The organism is Marinomonas sp. FW-1, from assembly GCF_005222245.1.
GTDB classification, from domain to species: domain Bacteria; phylum Pseudomonadota; class Gammaproteobacteria; order Pseudomonadales; family Marinomonadaceae; genus Marinomonas; species Marinomonas alcarazii.
In genome coordinates this window covers 1806686-1822285 of record NZ_CP025987.1, presented here as the reverse complement: position 1 = coordinate 1822285, position 15600 = coordinate 1806686, and the positions used below count along the sequence as shown (strand labels likewise).

The following is a 15600-nucleotide window of genomic DNA, read 5'->3' as shown; positions in this document are numbered from 1 at the left end:
TCATCAATAAGCGCAATACAGTTCAATTTGAATGTTATAAGTTAGTCATTATCTGCTTTCATACAACCAGCAAATATACCGTCTAATTTAGACTTCCCAAGCTCTTCCATTTTTTCAATATTTTGATTCGGTATCTCAGCAGTATCACCATAAAACTCAATCGCCTTATCAACACTCGCTTCTCTTAAAAGATGCAGCATAGGGTAAGGCGAACGATTGGTGTAATTGGATACATCATCTGGTTCAGTGCCTGCAAAACAATAATCAGGGTGAAAAGTTGCGAGCTGATACACACCCTCACAACCTTGATCAAACATAAGGTTTTCCGCCGTTTCAACAAAGTCTAAATAACGATGAAAATCCTTAAATATGGTCGGAAAAATCAATAAAGTTGTTTCTGTCTCAGGATGCTCGTCTAACCACTGAATTTCAGCCATTAACTCCTCTAGCGCCACATCCATTTTTTTCGATCGCAACACCACGCAACGCACGCTGTCTCTTTCCACTTCACGTTTCGCAAAAGGACAAACATTCAACCCTACAATAAACTCTTTTACCCATGTCATTGTTTGGGCAGTAACCAACTCATCTGATAACAGCATAACGTGTCTTCTTATAAATATTTATGAGTATTTTAGAACAAAGCGTACAAAGGGTCTAACTTATCCAATTATCATCTGATGTTTCGATTTCGAATCCTCATAAAACAAGGTATCATGACTTACATTACAGTCCATTATAGTGGTCATACGACCAAATTTATTATGATATTCATACTTGGCCGTACCACTTATCCCGCTACAGAGAGTTTACATGTCATTTGCTGAATTAGATCTGGATTTCACCATAGAACAAGCTATTAGTGATCTTGGTTTTGAAACCCCAACAGAAATCCAAGAACAAGCCATCCCAATCGCTTTAGATGGTTCTGACTTGCTTGCAACCGCACCAACAGGCACAGGCAAAACCATCGCATTTTGTGCACCGGCTGTTCAGCATATTCTTGACCGCGACGAACAATCCACTACCGCACCCAAAGTGCTGATTTTAGCGCCAAGCCGAGAACTAGCTCGCCAAATTTTCAAAGTGGTTGAACAGCTGACTCAGCACACACGCATTCAGTCTCAACTTATCATTGGTGGGACGCCTTATGGCATGCAGCAGCAACAACTCAGCGAACCATGCGATATCTTAATTGCCACCCCTGGCCGTCTGGTCGAACTCGACGACAAACAATGGTTAGACCTAACCGATGTTTCTTACTTCGTTATCGACGAAGCTGACCGTATGCTGGATATGGGTTTTGTTAATGCCATTAACCACATCGCCAAAGAGTTACCAAAAGAACATCAAACACTTATGTTTTCCGCCACACTTGAAGGCGAGAAAATGGGCCGCTTTGCTAGCGCGCTGTTAAACAGCGAAACCGAACAGATTCGTCTTGGCGAATCTTCACGCACAGTACCAAGCCAAATTCGCCAATTGGCCTACCGCGTAGATAGCGAAGAACACAAAGAAGCCATACTAAAGCATTTATTAACACAAGAACGCGTTCAGCAAGCGGTATTATTTGTTTCCAACCGAGAGCACGTAGATATTTGGGTTCAGCGCATTCGCAAAATGGGCTTAATGTGTGACGGTTTGCACGGAGAAATGAAGCAAGGTGACCGCAGCGAACACATGAAACAAATGAAACGTGGCCGCTTACAGGTATTGGTAGCAACAGACGTGGCCTCTCGTGGTATCGATCTTCCTGAAATCAACACAGTAATTAACCTTCGCCTACCACGCAAAGCGGATTCCTATATTCACCGCGCAGGCCGAGCTTCACGTGAAGGCGCGCCTGGCGATTGCATCTCGTTAATCGACATTAACGACCTGCCAATGATCGAGAAGATCCAACGCTTTATGCAGGCCAATATCAAGTTCGGTCGAATCGAAGGGTTGGAGCCAAAAACAAAAGCCCGCTCACCAAGCAGCAAGAAGAAAAAGAAGAAACCAGCACCAAGTAAAAAATAAAGCGGGTATAACATCCTCTAAAATAAAGAAAGGCACTTTTAAAGTGCCTTTCTTTTTTGTGCTTTTAAGTATTACTAACAATCACAGTCAATCAAACTTCAACGTATGGAGTTTGCGTTTCGCTTTGGTTTCTAAATACAAACGATTATGCTGATTTACATGCACTTTAGTTGGCACTAACTCAGCAACGGAAATACCGTGTTCGATAAGTTGTTGTGCTTTATCTGGGTTATTGGTCAATAAACGAACTTCATCCACACCTAATGCTTTCAACATTTCCGCCGCAATACCAAAATCGCGACCATCATCTGGCAAATGTAACATTTCATTAGCTTGGTAAGTATCGTAGCCCTTATCTTGTAATGCATACGCTTCTAGCTTTGCATATAAACCAATACCGCGACCCTCTTGGCGTAAATAAAGAATATATCCGCCCTGTTCATTAATCAGATCAATGGCCTCGTCTAATTGTTCGCCACAGTCACAGCGCCCTGAACCAAAGACATCACCCGTTAAACACTCTGAATGTAGACGAACCAACGGAATACTATTGGCTTCTTTTCCCTGTGTTCCTTCAAAAAATATCCCTATATGTTCTTTGCCTGAGTCATCACCATCAAAGGAAATAAACTCCGCCATCACGTCGCCAGCCCTCACGGGAATCATCACTCGACGCTTAATTGTCAAATCGCTCATCACATCTTCTCTACTAGGGATTTTTTTACTTTATGCACATTGTACAAGTATAACGCCCATTAATTTGGTCGAAAGCAAAAATATCAATGCCAAATAAGGAAATAACCTTTTAAATCAGGTGATCCAAAGGCAAAGCGGTACTCTCTTTTACACTACGCAACAAAAAACTAGACTGCACACCAGTCACGCCTGGGATGCGTGTCAACTTTCCTAATAAAAAATCATGATACTTTTCCATATCCTCTACCACGACTTCCAATAAGTAATCGCAATTCTGCCCAGTCACCAAGTTACAGTTGCGTACTTCTGGAAAAACATCCACCTGCTCTTCGAACACACTAAATCGATCTGGTGTATGTCGATCCATACTTATTTGCAAAAAAGCGGTCAACTTCAACCCCAAACTCGACTTCTTTAAAATGGTCACCTTACGATCAATCACCCCAATGTCTTCCAGCGCTTTAACTCTTCGTAAGCAAGGTGAGGCAGACAAACCAACCCGATCGGCTAACTCTTGGTTGGTTAAGCTAGAATCTTGCTGTAACTCTCGCAATATACTCAAGTCAATTTTATCAAAACCCATAATCACAGCTCCAAATTGCTAATTTTTTTCTTCATTACGCAATATAATGCCATTTGAATTGAAAATTCTATAAAAAACGCAATCTTTTACTCATCTTTTTTGTTTACACTATACAAACTGAAGAAATAAAGAACGCTAGCAAAAGAAAGCGTCTACTCAAGACGCACAAATAACAACGAGGTTTATCGACCTCCTATTAATAAGGACAAGATCATGTCGTCTTTTGACCATACAAAGTACACGCCATTCAAGCCAGTCGCTATTACAAACCGTACTTGGCCTGATAAAGAAATCACTAAAGCCCCTATTTGGTCTAGTGTTGACCTGCGTGATGGCAACCAAGCCTTGGTTGAACCAATGACTGTGGAACAAAAGAAACAATTTTTTGCCCTACTAGTAGATGTTGGCTTTAAAGAGATCGAAGTAGGTTTTCCTGCCGCCTCTCAATTGGATTTTGACTTTGTCCGCTGGTTAATCGAAGAAGACCAAGTGCCAGACGATGTCTACATCCAAGTATTGACTCAAGCACGTCCAGAATTGATTGAGCGTACTTACGAATCTCTAAAAGGCGCGAAAAAAGCCATTGTCCATGTTTACAACTCAACGTCTACAACACAGCGCGAGCAAGTATTCCGCATGGATATGGAAGGCGTTAAACAGATCGCGGTTAATGGCGCAAAATGCGTAAAAGAACATGCCGCTAAGCACCCAGAAACAGAGTGGGTATTCCAATACTCTCCTGAAAGCTTCACTGGCACAGAAATCGACTACGCAGTAGAAGTCGTAGATGCGGTTGCTGAAGTTTGGCAACCAACACCAGACAACAAAATTATTATTAACTTGCCTGCTACGGTAGAAGTATCCACTCCTAACCGCTACGCAGACCAAATTGAATATTTCTGCCGTAATGTTAAGAAGCGCGACAGCATGATTGTCAGCTTGCACACACACAACGACCGTGGTTGTGGCGTAGCGGCAGCAGAATTAGGCGTAATGGCTGGTGCAGACCGTATTGAAGGCACATTGCTAGGTAACGGCGAGCGCACAGGCAACATGGACATCGTTACTATGGCGATGAACATTTACAGCCAAGGTATTGATCCAGAGTTGGCGTTAGGCGATATGGACCGCATCATAAGTGTGGTTCAAGCTTGCACCTTGCTACAAGTTCACCCGCGTCACCCATACGCAGGCGAATTGGTGTTCACCGCTTTCTCTGGCTCTCATCAAGATGCCATTAAGAAATGTTTGGCGAATCAGACAGACGACAAACCGTGGGACGTGGCATACTTGCCAATCGATCCTCGCGATGTAGGTCGTAGCTACCAAGAAGTTATTCGTGTGAACAGCCAATCAGGTAAAGGCGGTGTTGCTTATACTCTTGAACAAGAATACGGCTTAGCTTTGCCTCGCTGGTTGCAAGTAGAATTCAGCCCAATTGTTCAGCAGTTTGCTGAAAAAGACGGCGGTGTGGTGAACGCGCAATCCATGAAAGACTTGTTCGAAAACAGCTTCATGACCGGAACGACACCATACAAATTGGGCAAATACGATCTTGCAAAAGATGAGGTTGATACCGTTCATGCAGAATTGGTAGGCAATAATAGCTCAATCAAGATTACTGGCGATGGTAATGGTGCGTTGTCTGCCTTCAGCGAAGCGCTAGGCAAACACTTCAATATGCGAGTGGATATTATCCAGTACCAGGAGCATGCGTTGACAGTAGGCAGTGATTCACAAGCTATCGCCTATGTTCAAGCAAATATAGACGGCGACCGTTTCAACGGTGTTGCCATCGACAATGATATCGTGTCCGCATCCATCCAGGCATTATTGGCAACCGTGAACCAAAAAATCACTGAAAACAAAGATTCTGCCGTTGCTTAATTTTTGAGCTAGAAGTAAAAACAAAAAAGCTGACAATTTTATTGTCAGCTTTTTTTATATTTACACGATAACAAACCCAGCAGTCGCTCTATTCTGAATGATAGACAACCTTATTGCGACCAGTCTCTTTTGCTTCGTACAAACATTCGTCAGCACGCTTTAGCAACGTCAGCTTATCACCATTATCCCCAGTGTATTGCGCCACACCGATACTAGCCGTAACCGGAATCTCAACACCTTCGTGCACTACAGGATGCTCTGCAACGATTGTACGGTAACGATCAAAGGCCGATAACATCTCTTCCTCATGCATTTTAGGCAAGATCATACCAAATTCTTCCCCACCTAAGCGGCCAATGACATCGCCATCCCTTAGATTTTTATTGATGCGTCGCACAACTTCCACAAGCACAGCATCTCCTGCATCATGACCATAGGTATCATTGATTGTTTTAAATTTATCAAGGTCAAATATCGCACACGCCATAGGCATACCATATCGACGTGTAAAGGACATTTCTCGCTCTAACATGACCTCAAAGGCACGACGGTTTGCAACCCCTGTTAAATGATCGGTAGAGGCCAATTCTTCAAGAACTAGATTGGACTCAACCAAACGCCGTCTCATATCTGCAATACGTTGCATGGCCAACATTTTAGCGGATAATATTTTCTGGCTAATGGGCTTAATTAGATAGTCATCGCCACCCGCTAAGATACCATCTTCTACATCATCGTCTTCCGCACTGGCACTTAAAAAAATGACAGGAAGCCATTCCTGTTTTTGCTGCTCTTGTATTTCACGAATAGAACGCACTGCATCAAAACCGTTTAAATAAGGCATTTGCACATCCATTAAGATCAAATCCAAATCATCTGAATGTGCCGTAAATTGCTCTATAGCCTCTTTACCGTTGCTGGCCTCTATCGTTCGGTAGCCAAGTTTCGCTAGATGCAACTTAAGCAACAAGCGATCTGTATTTGTGTCATCAACTATTAATACTTTCATTGGCATGACAGTATATCCTGCAGTTTATTTTTCACTTCGTGGTACATCGCCAACAACTCTTGCAACTTCGTATGCAGCTCAGGTATTTCACCCTCACGACCTTCTTTTTCAAGTTGCGCCGCCATAGAAGACATCGTCATGGCCCCGACATTTTGGCTAATGGATTTCAAGCTATGTGCAAGCCGAGAAATGTGCTCACAATCGATATCACCATCTTGTTTAAGTATTTCCTCAAACGAGCCAAGGATACTGTCTGCATCAGCGTAAAATGCCTCTACCAATAATACAAAATCGTCCCCCAATATCATTTTCAATTCGCCTAGAGCGACTTCATTAATAATGACATCAGATTGCACGGTAAAAGCGGAACCAGCAGACAGCACAGGCGGTTCCTCATCTGCGTGCTGTGATTGATTCGCTGGCAACCATTTATCTAACATACTAATAAACTCTTTTTGTTTGAATGGCTTAGGTAGCAAACCATTTCCGCCTGATCGAAACACCTCGGACAAAGTCTCGGGCATGATATCCGCAGTCAACGCCAGAATAGGAACGCGTGTACGGCCCGCACTTTTTTCAGCCTGCCTAATATGCCGCATAGAAGTAAGCCCATCCATAACTGGCATATGCAGATCCATAAAAATCAGATCTGGATAATGCGCTTCCCACATTTCAATACCAACCGCACCATTCTCAGCACCAACAACATCAAACCCAATGCGCTCCAATATGCCTTTCGCAACAGCCATATTCGCCTTCATATCCTCCACAACTAAGATCAGTCCGCGCTTTTGATGTTCAACTTGATCTATGACCGTTGATTCATCTTCAGCAGAATGCTCTTTTGCATCTAAATACGAGTATTGACGCCCAATAAAGTGCGTAGACAAAGCCGCAATAAGGCTCTTTTTCAGCATCACGCCTGTCATGGGTTTCGCGACATTGATATTAACACCCGCATCGGAAAGCACCTCACTGGTAAGCAGTCCTGCCGACGTAGTCATTAAAATAATCGGCTGATGATTGGATCCGGTGACTTCTCGAATACGTCGAGTAAGCATCAAACCGTCTATATCGGGCATCATATAATCCGTTACCACTATCTGATACGGTACCCCGTCGTCTAAGGCTTGGATCACTCTATGCAGGGCTTTTTCCGTTTTACTCTCAGCATCCGCGTAAATATCACAAGAGCGGAGCTGATTTTTCAAAATGGTTAAATTCGTCTCATTGTCATCGACAATTAATGTTTTCTTACCAATCAATAAGTCTTCATTGATAATGGCCTCAATATGAGAAATAGCATGGCTTTCAGGCAAAGACACAGTCACAGTAAAAGTAGAACCAACATCTGGTTCACTGACCAAAGCTATACTGCCATTCATTAAATCGATCAGCTGCTTTGTAATAGCCAATCCAAGTCCTGTGCCACCAAATTTACGCGTCGTCGAACTATCTGCCTGCACGAAAGCATTAAACAATAACGGCTGAACATTTTTATCAATACCAACACCTGTGTCCGATACACTCAATGTCAGGGCTGCGATGCCTTTTTTATCTACCGTGCCTTTAACCGTCACCAGCACATGACCAACACTGGTAAACTTAATGGCGTTACTAATCAGGTTAATAAGGATCTGCTTAATACGAAATACATCGCCTACTAAAAATCTAGGACAGCTTTCATCAAATTCGACAAGCAAATCAATGCCCTTCTCTTCGGCTTTGACCACCAGCATGCGAACAACATCGTAAATGCTTTTCTCTAGATTAAAGTCCACTCGCTCAATCGACAAATGGCCCGCTTCTATCTTAGAGAAATCCAACAAGTCATTAATTAGCGTTAATAACCCCTCGCCTGATTCGCGCAACACTTTCAATTGCTCGGTTTGCTCAGGATTCAGAGCTGTACCAGACAACAACTCGGCCATACCTAATACGCCATTTAGTGGCGTTCTGATTTCATGGCTCATTGTGGCAAGAAAATCACTTTTCGCCTTACTTGCCGCAACAGCTTGCTTACTTGCATCCCGCAGCAGCACTTCCGTTTCTTTACGTGAAGTGATATCCATATTCACACCAACAAGATGGGACGCATGACCTTGCTTGTCTAACACAAGAATCGCGTTAGACTTAAGGTATCGGGTTTGACCATCCTTTCTGATAATTTTGAAATCAAAATCTAAAGTCTTTGAAATATAATCGGACTCTTGTGCCGTAAAATGACCGTTTCGATCTAAGTTACTAAAAACCTCACTTAGCCTGACCTTATCTTCTGGGATCACACACTCGTCCCAAACATCCAAAGGTGTCACATCAGCCGACTTTGACGTACCGTATAAACGATACATCCATTCATCCCAATGTAATTTGTTACTCTGCAGATCAAATTCCCAAACACCAATACCAGCCGCATCCGCCGCAACAGAGAGGCGAAGGTTAGTGTTGATCATTTGCCTTTCAACTTCTAATCGTTCTGTTACATCACGCACATGTGCAATATACCCACCAAGGCTACCATCAAGGTTCTTGATCATATTACCAATTGTTTCAGCATGAAAAATCTTACCCCGCTTGTGTTTATAGCTAACGCGGTAACGGTTTAAAACATCTTCAACGTCTTTAGAATACGCTTTGCCTTGATTTAAAAAATCACGCTCTTCAGCATAAAGCATCCGAGTGCTTTCTCCTTTCACCTCGTCAAGCTCATAACCAAAAAGCTCTGTGAAAGCCGGGTTAATCATTTTAATTGCTCGATCAGCCCCAACCATAACGATGGCTTCTGGTGCGTTCACAAAAAGGGTCTCAAAGAAGATTTTTTGCTCTCGCAGTTCTCTCTCGTACTGAGCCTGTATGGCCCTATCCTGTTCCAACGTCATTTCGTTCCCAATCCATTGAGCCAACAATTTCATGACTTCATTATCATCTTCGCTGAATGGATATTTTTTGGGATCCGGACTCGAAAAGCTTAATACTCCCCAACACTTACCACCGACACGCACAACCATGCCGATATAAGCTTCTAAACCAAAAATCACATAACAAGGATGCTCTTTGATGTCACTTATTGCCGTATGGAAATAAGAGGTTGGTACATTACTGCCTAACGCATGCACACAATAAGTGTCAGCTAAATCAAACCGCTCTCCTTGAAGCACCTCGCCATTTGGCGTCTGACAATATTTCACCTCATAGACGTCTCCTGTGATAGAGCTAATCAAACCAATTGGGAGGGCAAATTGCTCAGTACCAATTTCGAGGATTTCTTGTAACTTATCATCCAATGATAGCTCTGCATTAGTAGCAACCTCATGCAAATGGTGTAGTGTTTTAAGAGTTCGCCTTTGACGGGTAACATCTTGCACACACACATAAATGCCAACCACTTGCCCTTGCTCTATTCGAGGAATATATGACGACTTATTAAATCTAACCTCACCACCACTCTTCGAATAGTCAACTTCATAATGAAATTCTACGGTTGAACCTTGCAGCGCCTCTCTCAATTTAGGTTCAATCTTCGTGTAAACCTCAGCAGGAACCAAGTCTTTTACATATTTCCCTAAACAAGCATCACGCGACGAGTTGAAACGCTGGGCGTAAGCTTCATTAACGAACTGATAGCGTAATTCGCAATCGAGCAAGGCCAGATAAACTGGCACATTATTGCTTAAACTTAACAGCGCTTCGTCTTTCATGAACTCAGGAGTTTCACTTGATGATTGACTAAGATCTGACGCCAATAACCCAGAAAAGACATTCACTAAATCATCAATATGCGCATTCACTTCAGATATGTCTGTCGAACACGGGACCACGTCTAAAAAAAACAAACGCGCCCTGTAAAGCGGGATATATTCAGAAAGGTAACTGGAAACCTGAGAGTAACGAGACAAAAAAGGCGACGTGACAGCACGCTGCTGTATGTGGAGTTGCCGAGAAGAATTTAACTCTTTGCTGTGAAATGAGTTATCAGTAAAATCGACACCGTGCCCATCACCTGAAATAACAACATGGCCATCTTCAAACAGCAAACCAGAACAAGACATCCCCAATAGAGACCGAGCGACTTTCAGAGAAGCTTGCAATGGATCCATTTATTTCCCCCTAAATACAAACCAAGAAGCCTCTATATATTCGATCATTCTAGGCTTTATATAAAACATAACAGAAAATAAAAGTTTTGCTGCATCGAAGTCATAAGTTAAGGGAGTAATTTATCGATAAGAACACAATCCTTAGTAGTATTTCGGCTTGCTTTCACTTTATCTAAAATTTTCTGAGCTACGTCTTTTTGGCGATCTGACACATGCTCAGAATCCACAGTCTTCTGAACATTGCTCAAATAAATGTCCAGTTTGGGCGTGCAATAGTCTTCAAACGCAAAAGCGCCAGTCGATGCAACAACTGCAGCAACACCAACAAAAGCAACAGAGAAAGTTTTTTTGAACGACATATAATTTTCCTAAATAAAGCCATTTAATTAGAAAAATTAGATCATAGACAACACAAAAGTGAAACCTAAACTCACCCTTAAGCCAGTGTATTTAGCTGTTTCAATGTTAAATAGAAGTAACCTGCAGATATTAAGCAAGCGCATTTGAACGCACTTACCTAATACCACAGATCCTTAACCTAACTTATAAGGCAATAACTTGATGACAAGTTCGCTGAATAAGGTCAGGGTCATGACTCACTAACAACACAGCGCAATTCGCCTCAGTGGCCAACTCGACCAATAACTGCGTTACCTCCTTAGCCGTAATCGGGTCTAGACGTGATGTCGGCTCATCTGCGAACAGAAAAACAGGATCAAGCAACAAGGCGCGTAATATGGCAAAGCGTTGTAATTCACCACCGGATACCGACAAACAATTACGCTCTAAAATCCCTGCTGGTAGTTTCAATTTAGCCATTAAAGGAGGAATACGGCTTTCATCAATACGATGCAACGCCACCAAATCATCCAACAGCTGACCGAGCGACACACTAGAAGAAAACGCTGAAGGTGGGTCTTGATATAGCTTCAGCCATTGAAACGGCTTAGCGGTGCTATCACTACGAACAATACTGCCAGATGAAATAGACAGTAAGCCCAGCAAAGCATCCCCAAGCGAAGACTTACCGCAGCCACTATCACCCACGATACCAACCACTTCCCCCTGCTTGATAGTAAAAGACAAACGATCAAATAGGACGCGTCCTCCTCGCTCTAGCACTAGCTCGTTTGCAACAATAAGATCCTTCGCGTTTGCTTGTCGAATTGGCGCAGTGATGTCCGACCAAGCGCTTGGCTCAGCAGCAATCAGTTCTTGAGTGTAAGCGTCTTGTGGAAAATCAAGGATGCTAGCCGCCTCTCCTTTTTCTACCAAGCGACCTTCCTTCATCACCAACAGCAAGCCACCTAATTGACGAGCCACCTCCACATCGTGCGTGATCGTCAACAAACTGCCCATCTTTGCGCGAGTTTGCAGCAAACGAACAATGCCATCACGTCGAGACACATCAAGCCCTTTGGTTGGCTCATCCGCCAAGATAACATGAGCACCGCCCGCCGTGGCCGCCGTAATCGCAAGGCGCTGCGCCATGCCTCCCGACAGTTCGTCTGGACGTTTATGGCCATTGCCAGCCAAACCGACTTGCGCGAGATCCTCTTCCGCCATCGCAAGTGCCTTTTCAGGGCTATTGCCACGGACAAAACGATAAACTTCTTTAACTTGATCGACCCCTTTCATCAAAGGGTCCAGTGAATGCCAAGGCTCTTGCGGCAGCATAACCATTTCGCGCCCCCACAAAGCTTGTCGTTCTTCAACCGTCATCACTTTGCCAAAGGTTTCGATCTCACCAGACACCGTCAAACCATCCGGCAATAGTCCCATAATGGCCTGCGCCAATAGACTTTTACCAGACCCAGTTTGCCCCAGAATAGTCAGTGGCTCGCCTTGCTTTAACGCCAAAGATATTGGCTCTAATAAACAAGTATCGTCCACATAAACAGCCACATTGGTTAATTTCAGTAATACGCTCATGCTCGTTTCCCTGCCAATAAATGAAATGCAAACACCATCAAGGCAATCACTAACAAGGGCTGAGCGAGTAACCAAGGCGCTTCACTGTAAAACGGAAATAATTCAACCGTCATCAAGCCAAGTTCAGCCAACGGAGGCTGAATACCAACATAAACAAAGCCCAAAGAGGCCATGGTCAAAATAGCATTTGCGCCACCAAATGCAGCAAGCGTAAATACCGAAGGCGAAATTGCCGGCCAAATATGACGCTTAAATTGATACCAGCGGCCAAAACCCATCATCTGGGACGACTGCCTTGCAGGGCTTTGTATTACACCTTGAGTCACAGCACGAACAACGCGATAGTATTCCACCCACTGCACCAAAGAAATTGCCAAATACAGCACCAAAAAAGAGCCCGGCGCGATTGCGGCAAACAGCAACACCACCACTAAACCTGGTAACGCCAGAAGAATATTCACCACAATTCCCATGGCAACATCGACCTTCTTCCCACCCCAAACAGACCAGACACCAAATGCCGTTCCAACCAGCGAGGAAGTAAACATACACAACAGACTCAACGCGAAAGACAACCCAACAGCATGCGCCATACGCGTAAACATACTTCGACCAAAATGGTCTGTGCCCAGCCAATGAGTCGCAGAAGGCGGCTCCATAACGGCGTTTAAATCTTGCTGGGAAATACTATAAGGAGAAAAAGCCATTCCCCCCAATGAAAACACCAACAGAGCGAATAAGATTGCCAAACCAACCCATTGTGATTTTTTCATGCTCATCATGCTTTCACTCCTCTTGGATCAATCCATAAACAAATCATGTCCACCAAGGTGTTAAGCAAAACAAACAATATCCCCATGACCAAAGCAGATCCTTGGATCACCGGAATGTCACGAGCAAAAATAGCATGAGCCAAACCATGGCCGATTCCGGGCCACGAGAACAAAGACTCGATCATCACAATCCCTTCGATCATACTTACCAATTGGATACCAAAGAACGCCACCACAGGCACAGCAATATTACGAACACCATGCTGTCGAAAGGTTTGCCATTCAGACAAGCCCTTTACCCGAGAAAAACGATAGAAAGCAGCTTGAAAAGTCTGCTTAGCCGAGTCCCTCACCACGCGATTCGACACGGCAGCCAAGCTAATAGCCAAGGTGAAAGCAGGCAACACGAGATGTGCAGGCGTCCCAAAACCTGCTACTGGAAACAACCGCCAATTCAAAGCAAACAGCAAAAGCAGTAACACACCAACCACAAAAACAGGCATAGCGCGAATCACACTAGAGAGCCCCATAAAAACAGAGTCTAAAGGGTTACCACGCCATGCACTGAGCAAGCCCAGTGGCACAGCGATCAAGACCGACAACAACAAACCAGAAAGAGCCAACAACAATGAATGCCCTAACATATGCTGAACAGAATCCATCACTGGCAAGCCACTCACTAACGAATCACCTAACTTGAATTGCAAAAGATCCGTTAACCAGTGCCAATAGGCTACCCACGGGCTTTGATCTAACTGTAACTCTGCGCGCACTAACGCTGCTGCTTCTGAATTCACATTGTCTTGCCCATATCGGCTGGCCGCTATGCGATAAGCCATATCACCGGGCAATGAGCGCATCAAAATAAAGGTTAACGTGCCAACGCCCCACACCACAGTAATAAGTTGAAGCGCCCGTCTTAACAGCATTGCCTTCATGGTTTTACAAACTCCATTTCATTCAAATAGTAGCTGCGCTCAAAAGGATCAAAACGAAAACCTTTAATCCGTGTATTAACAGACGTTTGCTGAACATAAGCAGAAACAGGAATCATCGGACGTTCGTCATAAATTATCTGCGCACTGCGCTGAGCAATTTCTTTGTATTTAACTGGGTCGGAGGTGTGTTCTAAGGTCATTAAGTCGGCACTAAATTCGCTATTATTCCAATTCATTGCTCCCCAATCGCCACCGCCATTGGAACCAAAATCAGACAACATCACACCCAAAGGATCGGCAATAAAACCATAATTTCGAGCCATCAACGCCACCTCTAAAGAGCCATCTTGATGACCCATTGCGATCGCACTGGAATTCGTAACCTCTACTTTTGTCGACACACCAATAGCTTCCCACTGAGCTTGGATTGCCGTCGCTACCGTGGTTAATTCTGGTCGGTCTGCGTAAGTTATAAGTGTTAATTCAAACGGTTCACCATTTCTCTCTAACATTCCTTGGGCGTTTTTCTTCCAACCTAATGACGCCAACAAGGATTCAGGAGTGCCAGCCGCCGCTTCAGTTTCAGGAGTAACATTCTGCAAATACCAATTCGACATAGATGCCGGCAATATTTGCTCCGTTTCTGAACCTGGAATACGCAAAACACTTTTGGCAATGCCCTGTCTATCAACCGCCAAACTCAAGGCTTTACGTGCTCGTACATCATCTAAAAAGCGATGGCCGCTGTTTAGCTTCAAAACAATGGTTCTAGGAATAGGGTTCGAATGCAGAGTCAAAGTGTCTAATCGTTGTAACGAAGGCAGACTGGCTGGGTCTAAGCCAAACACAATATCCGCTTGACCACTTTTAGCTTGCAAAACACGACTTTCAGCACGGTGACCCGTTAAGTAGCTAGCGTAAGGAATACTGGCTTTTTTCCCCCAGTAATCATCAAACTTTTCAACCACCAGCTTATGTGGCGGAGCAAACTGAAAGACTTTGTAAGGACCAGTACCCGATAACGCCACAACTTCCTTATCCTTTCCATACGCAGAAGGAGATAAAATGCTATTGGCATAATTCGCTAACACCGCCCCCAGCAAAGTGTAAGGACGCGATAACGAAATAACCACAGAATGATCACCCGCGGAGGTAATACTGTCGATCGGCGCTTTTTTCAACGCGCCATGCTTGGACTGAGCAATCAACAGACTATTAACAACCGCCTCGGCATTCATCAAACTACCATCGTGAAAATACACGTCGTCGCGTAAATCGAACGTCCAAGTTCTCGCGTCATCACTTACTCGCCATTCCTTTGCTAAAGCAGGAATAAGCAAACCTTTTTCATTCACATCTAATAGTGTTTCCAAAACTTGCATACGACTGAATACATAACCGTTCTTTGAAGGATCTAGACTGGTGAATTCAAAAGCCCCGCTAACTGACACTGTGTTAGAAGATGTCGGCCCCGAACAAGCTGTTAGCGCCAACAACCCAACCACTATGGAGGCACACATTAGTATTTTTTTATAAAAAGGCATTACTTTCATATCCGTATTTTCCACAACGATAATAAAAAGTTATGATATAACATAATGAAAGAATTTAGCAATCATTTGAGAATTGCTTTCATTAACGTACAAAATTTAAACAACCAGAAAAT

Annotated in this window: 12 protein-coding genes; 2 read left to right on the top strand and 10 right to left on the bottom strand. The window is 43.7% G+C overall.

All coding sequences use genetic code 11. The features are described from left to right. Nucleotides 1-41: 41 nt before the first annotated feature. Nucleotides 42-602: a DUF1415 domain-containing protein gene (locus tag C1X04_RS08465; RefSeq protein ID WP_137169666.1), complete on the bottom strand. Its 561-nt coding sequence runs from the start codon at nt 600-602 to the stop codon at nt 42-44. A gap of 211 nt (nt 603-813) precedes the next feature. Between C1X04_RS08465 and C1X04_RS08460 the strand changes: the two genes are divergently transcribed. Next, the gene (locus C1X04_RS08460) at nt 814-2019 is read left to right on the top strand and encodes a DEAD/DEAH box helicase (RefSeq protein ID WP_137169665.1); all 1206 of its coding nucleotides are present in this window, start codon (nt 814-816) and stop codon (nt 2017-2019) included. 87 nt (nt 2020-2106) lie between these two features. Here C1X04_RS08460 and ribA read toward each other — a convergent pair whose 3' ends face one another. Together ribA and C1X04_RS08450 are read right to left on the bottom strand one after the other, a co-directional pair. Then, a complete protein-coding gene (ribA, locus tag C1X04_RS08455; protein ID WP_110572233.1) occupies nt 2107-2715 on the bottom strand; it encodes a GTP cyclohydrolase II in 609 nt (202 codons plus the stop codon). A gap of 109 nt (nt 2716-2824) precedes the next feature. Continuing rightward, nucleotides 2825-3301, bottom strand: coding sequence for an Lrp/AsnC family transcriptional regulator (locus tag C1X04_RS08450; RefSeq protein WP_217495024.1), 477 nt, complete (start codon nt 3299-3301; stop codon nt 2825-2827). 210 nt (nt 3302-3511) lie between these two features. Here C1X04_RS08450 and leuA point away from each other — a divergent pair, with 210 nt between their 5' ends. Continuing rightward, nucleotides 3512-5185 carry a 2-isopropylmalate synthase gene (gene leuA / locus C1X04_RS08445; protein WP_110572229.1) on the top strand — a complete coding sequence of 558 codons (1674 nt, stop codon included), beginning with the start codon at nt 3512-3514 and terminating at the stop codon, nt 5183-5185. Between the two features lie 88 nt (nt 5186-5273). Here leuA and C1X04_RS08440 read toward each other — a convergent pair whose 3' ends face one another. The 7 genes from C1X04_RS08440 to C1X04_RS08410 all read right to left on the bottom strand — a co-directional run bounded on the left by C1X04_RS08440 (nt 5274) and on the right by C1X04_RS08410 (nt 15487). Then, the gene (locus tag C1X04_RS08440) at nt 5274-6200 is read right to left on the bottom strand and encodes a diguanylate cyclase (protein ID WP_110572227.1); all 927 of its coding nucleotides are present in this window, start codon (nt 6198-6200) and stop codon (nt 5274-5276) included. Further along, nucleotides 6191-10291 carry a response regulator gene (locus C1X04_RS08435; RefSeq protein WP_137169664.1) on the bottom strand — a complete coding sequence of 1367 codons (4101 nt, stop codon included), beginning with the start codon at nt 10289-10291 and terminating at the stop codon, nt 6191-6193. The genes C1X04_RS08440 and C1X04_RS08435 overlap by 10 nt, the downstream gene beginning before the upstream one ends. A 107-nt stretch (nt 10292-10398) precedes the next feature. Beyond that, nucleotides 10399-10650, bottom strand: coding sequence for a hypothetical protein (locus tag C1X04_RS08430; protein ID WP_137169663.1), 252 nt, complete (start codon nt 10648-10650; stop codon nt 10399-10401). A 184-nt stretch (nt 10651-10834) separates the two neighbouring features. Further along, on the bottom strand, nt 10835-12223 hold the full coding sequence (locus tag C1X04_RS08425) for an ABC transporter ATP-binding protein (protein WP_137169662.1): 1389 nt from the start codon (nt 12221-12223) through the stop codon (nt 10835-10837). Further along, nucleotides 12220-13005 (bottom strand): ABC transporter permease, encoded by a 786-nt coding sequence (locus C1X04_RS08420; RefSeq protein ID WP_245926949.1) that lies wholly within the window; start codon nt 13003-13005, stop codon nt 12220-12222. The genes C1X04_RS08425 and C1X04_RS08420 overlap by 4 nt, the downstream gene beginning before the upstream one ends. After that, nucleotides 13002-13934, bottom strand: coding sequence for an ABC transporter permease (locus C1X04_RS08415; RefSeq protein WP_137169661.1), 933 nt, complete (start codon nt 13932-13934; stop codon nt 13002-13004). The genes C1X04_RS08420 and C1X04_RS08415 overlap by 4 nt, the downstream gene beginning before the upstream one ends. Then, nucleotides 13931-15487, bottom strand: a complete 1557-nt coding sequence (locus C1X04_RS08410; protein ID WP_254682365.1) for an ABC transporter substrate-binding protein — start codon at nt 15485-15487, stop codon at nt 13931-13933. Before C1X04_RS08410 ends, C1X04_RS08415 begins: the two co-directional genes overlap by 4 nt. Nucleotides 15488-15600: the final 113 nt, after the last annotated feature.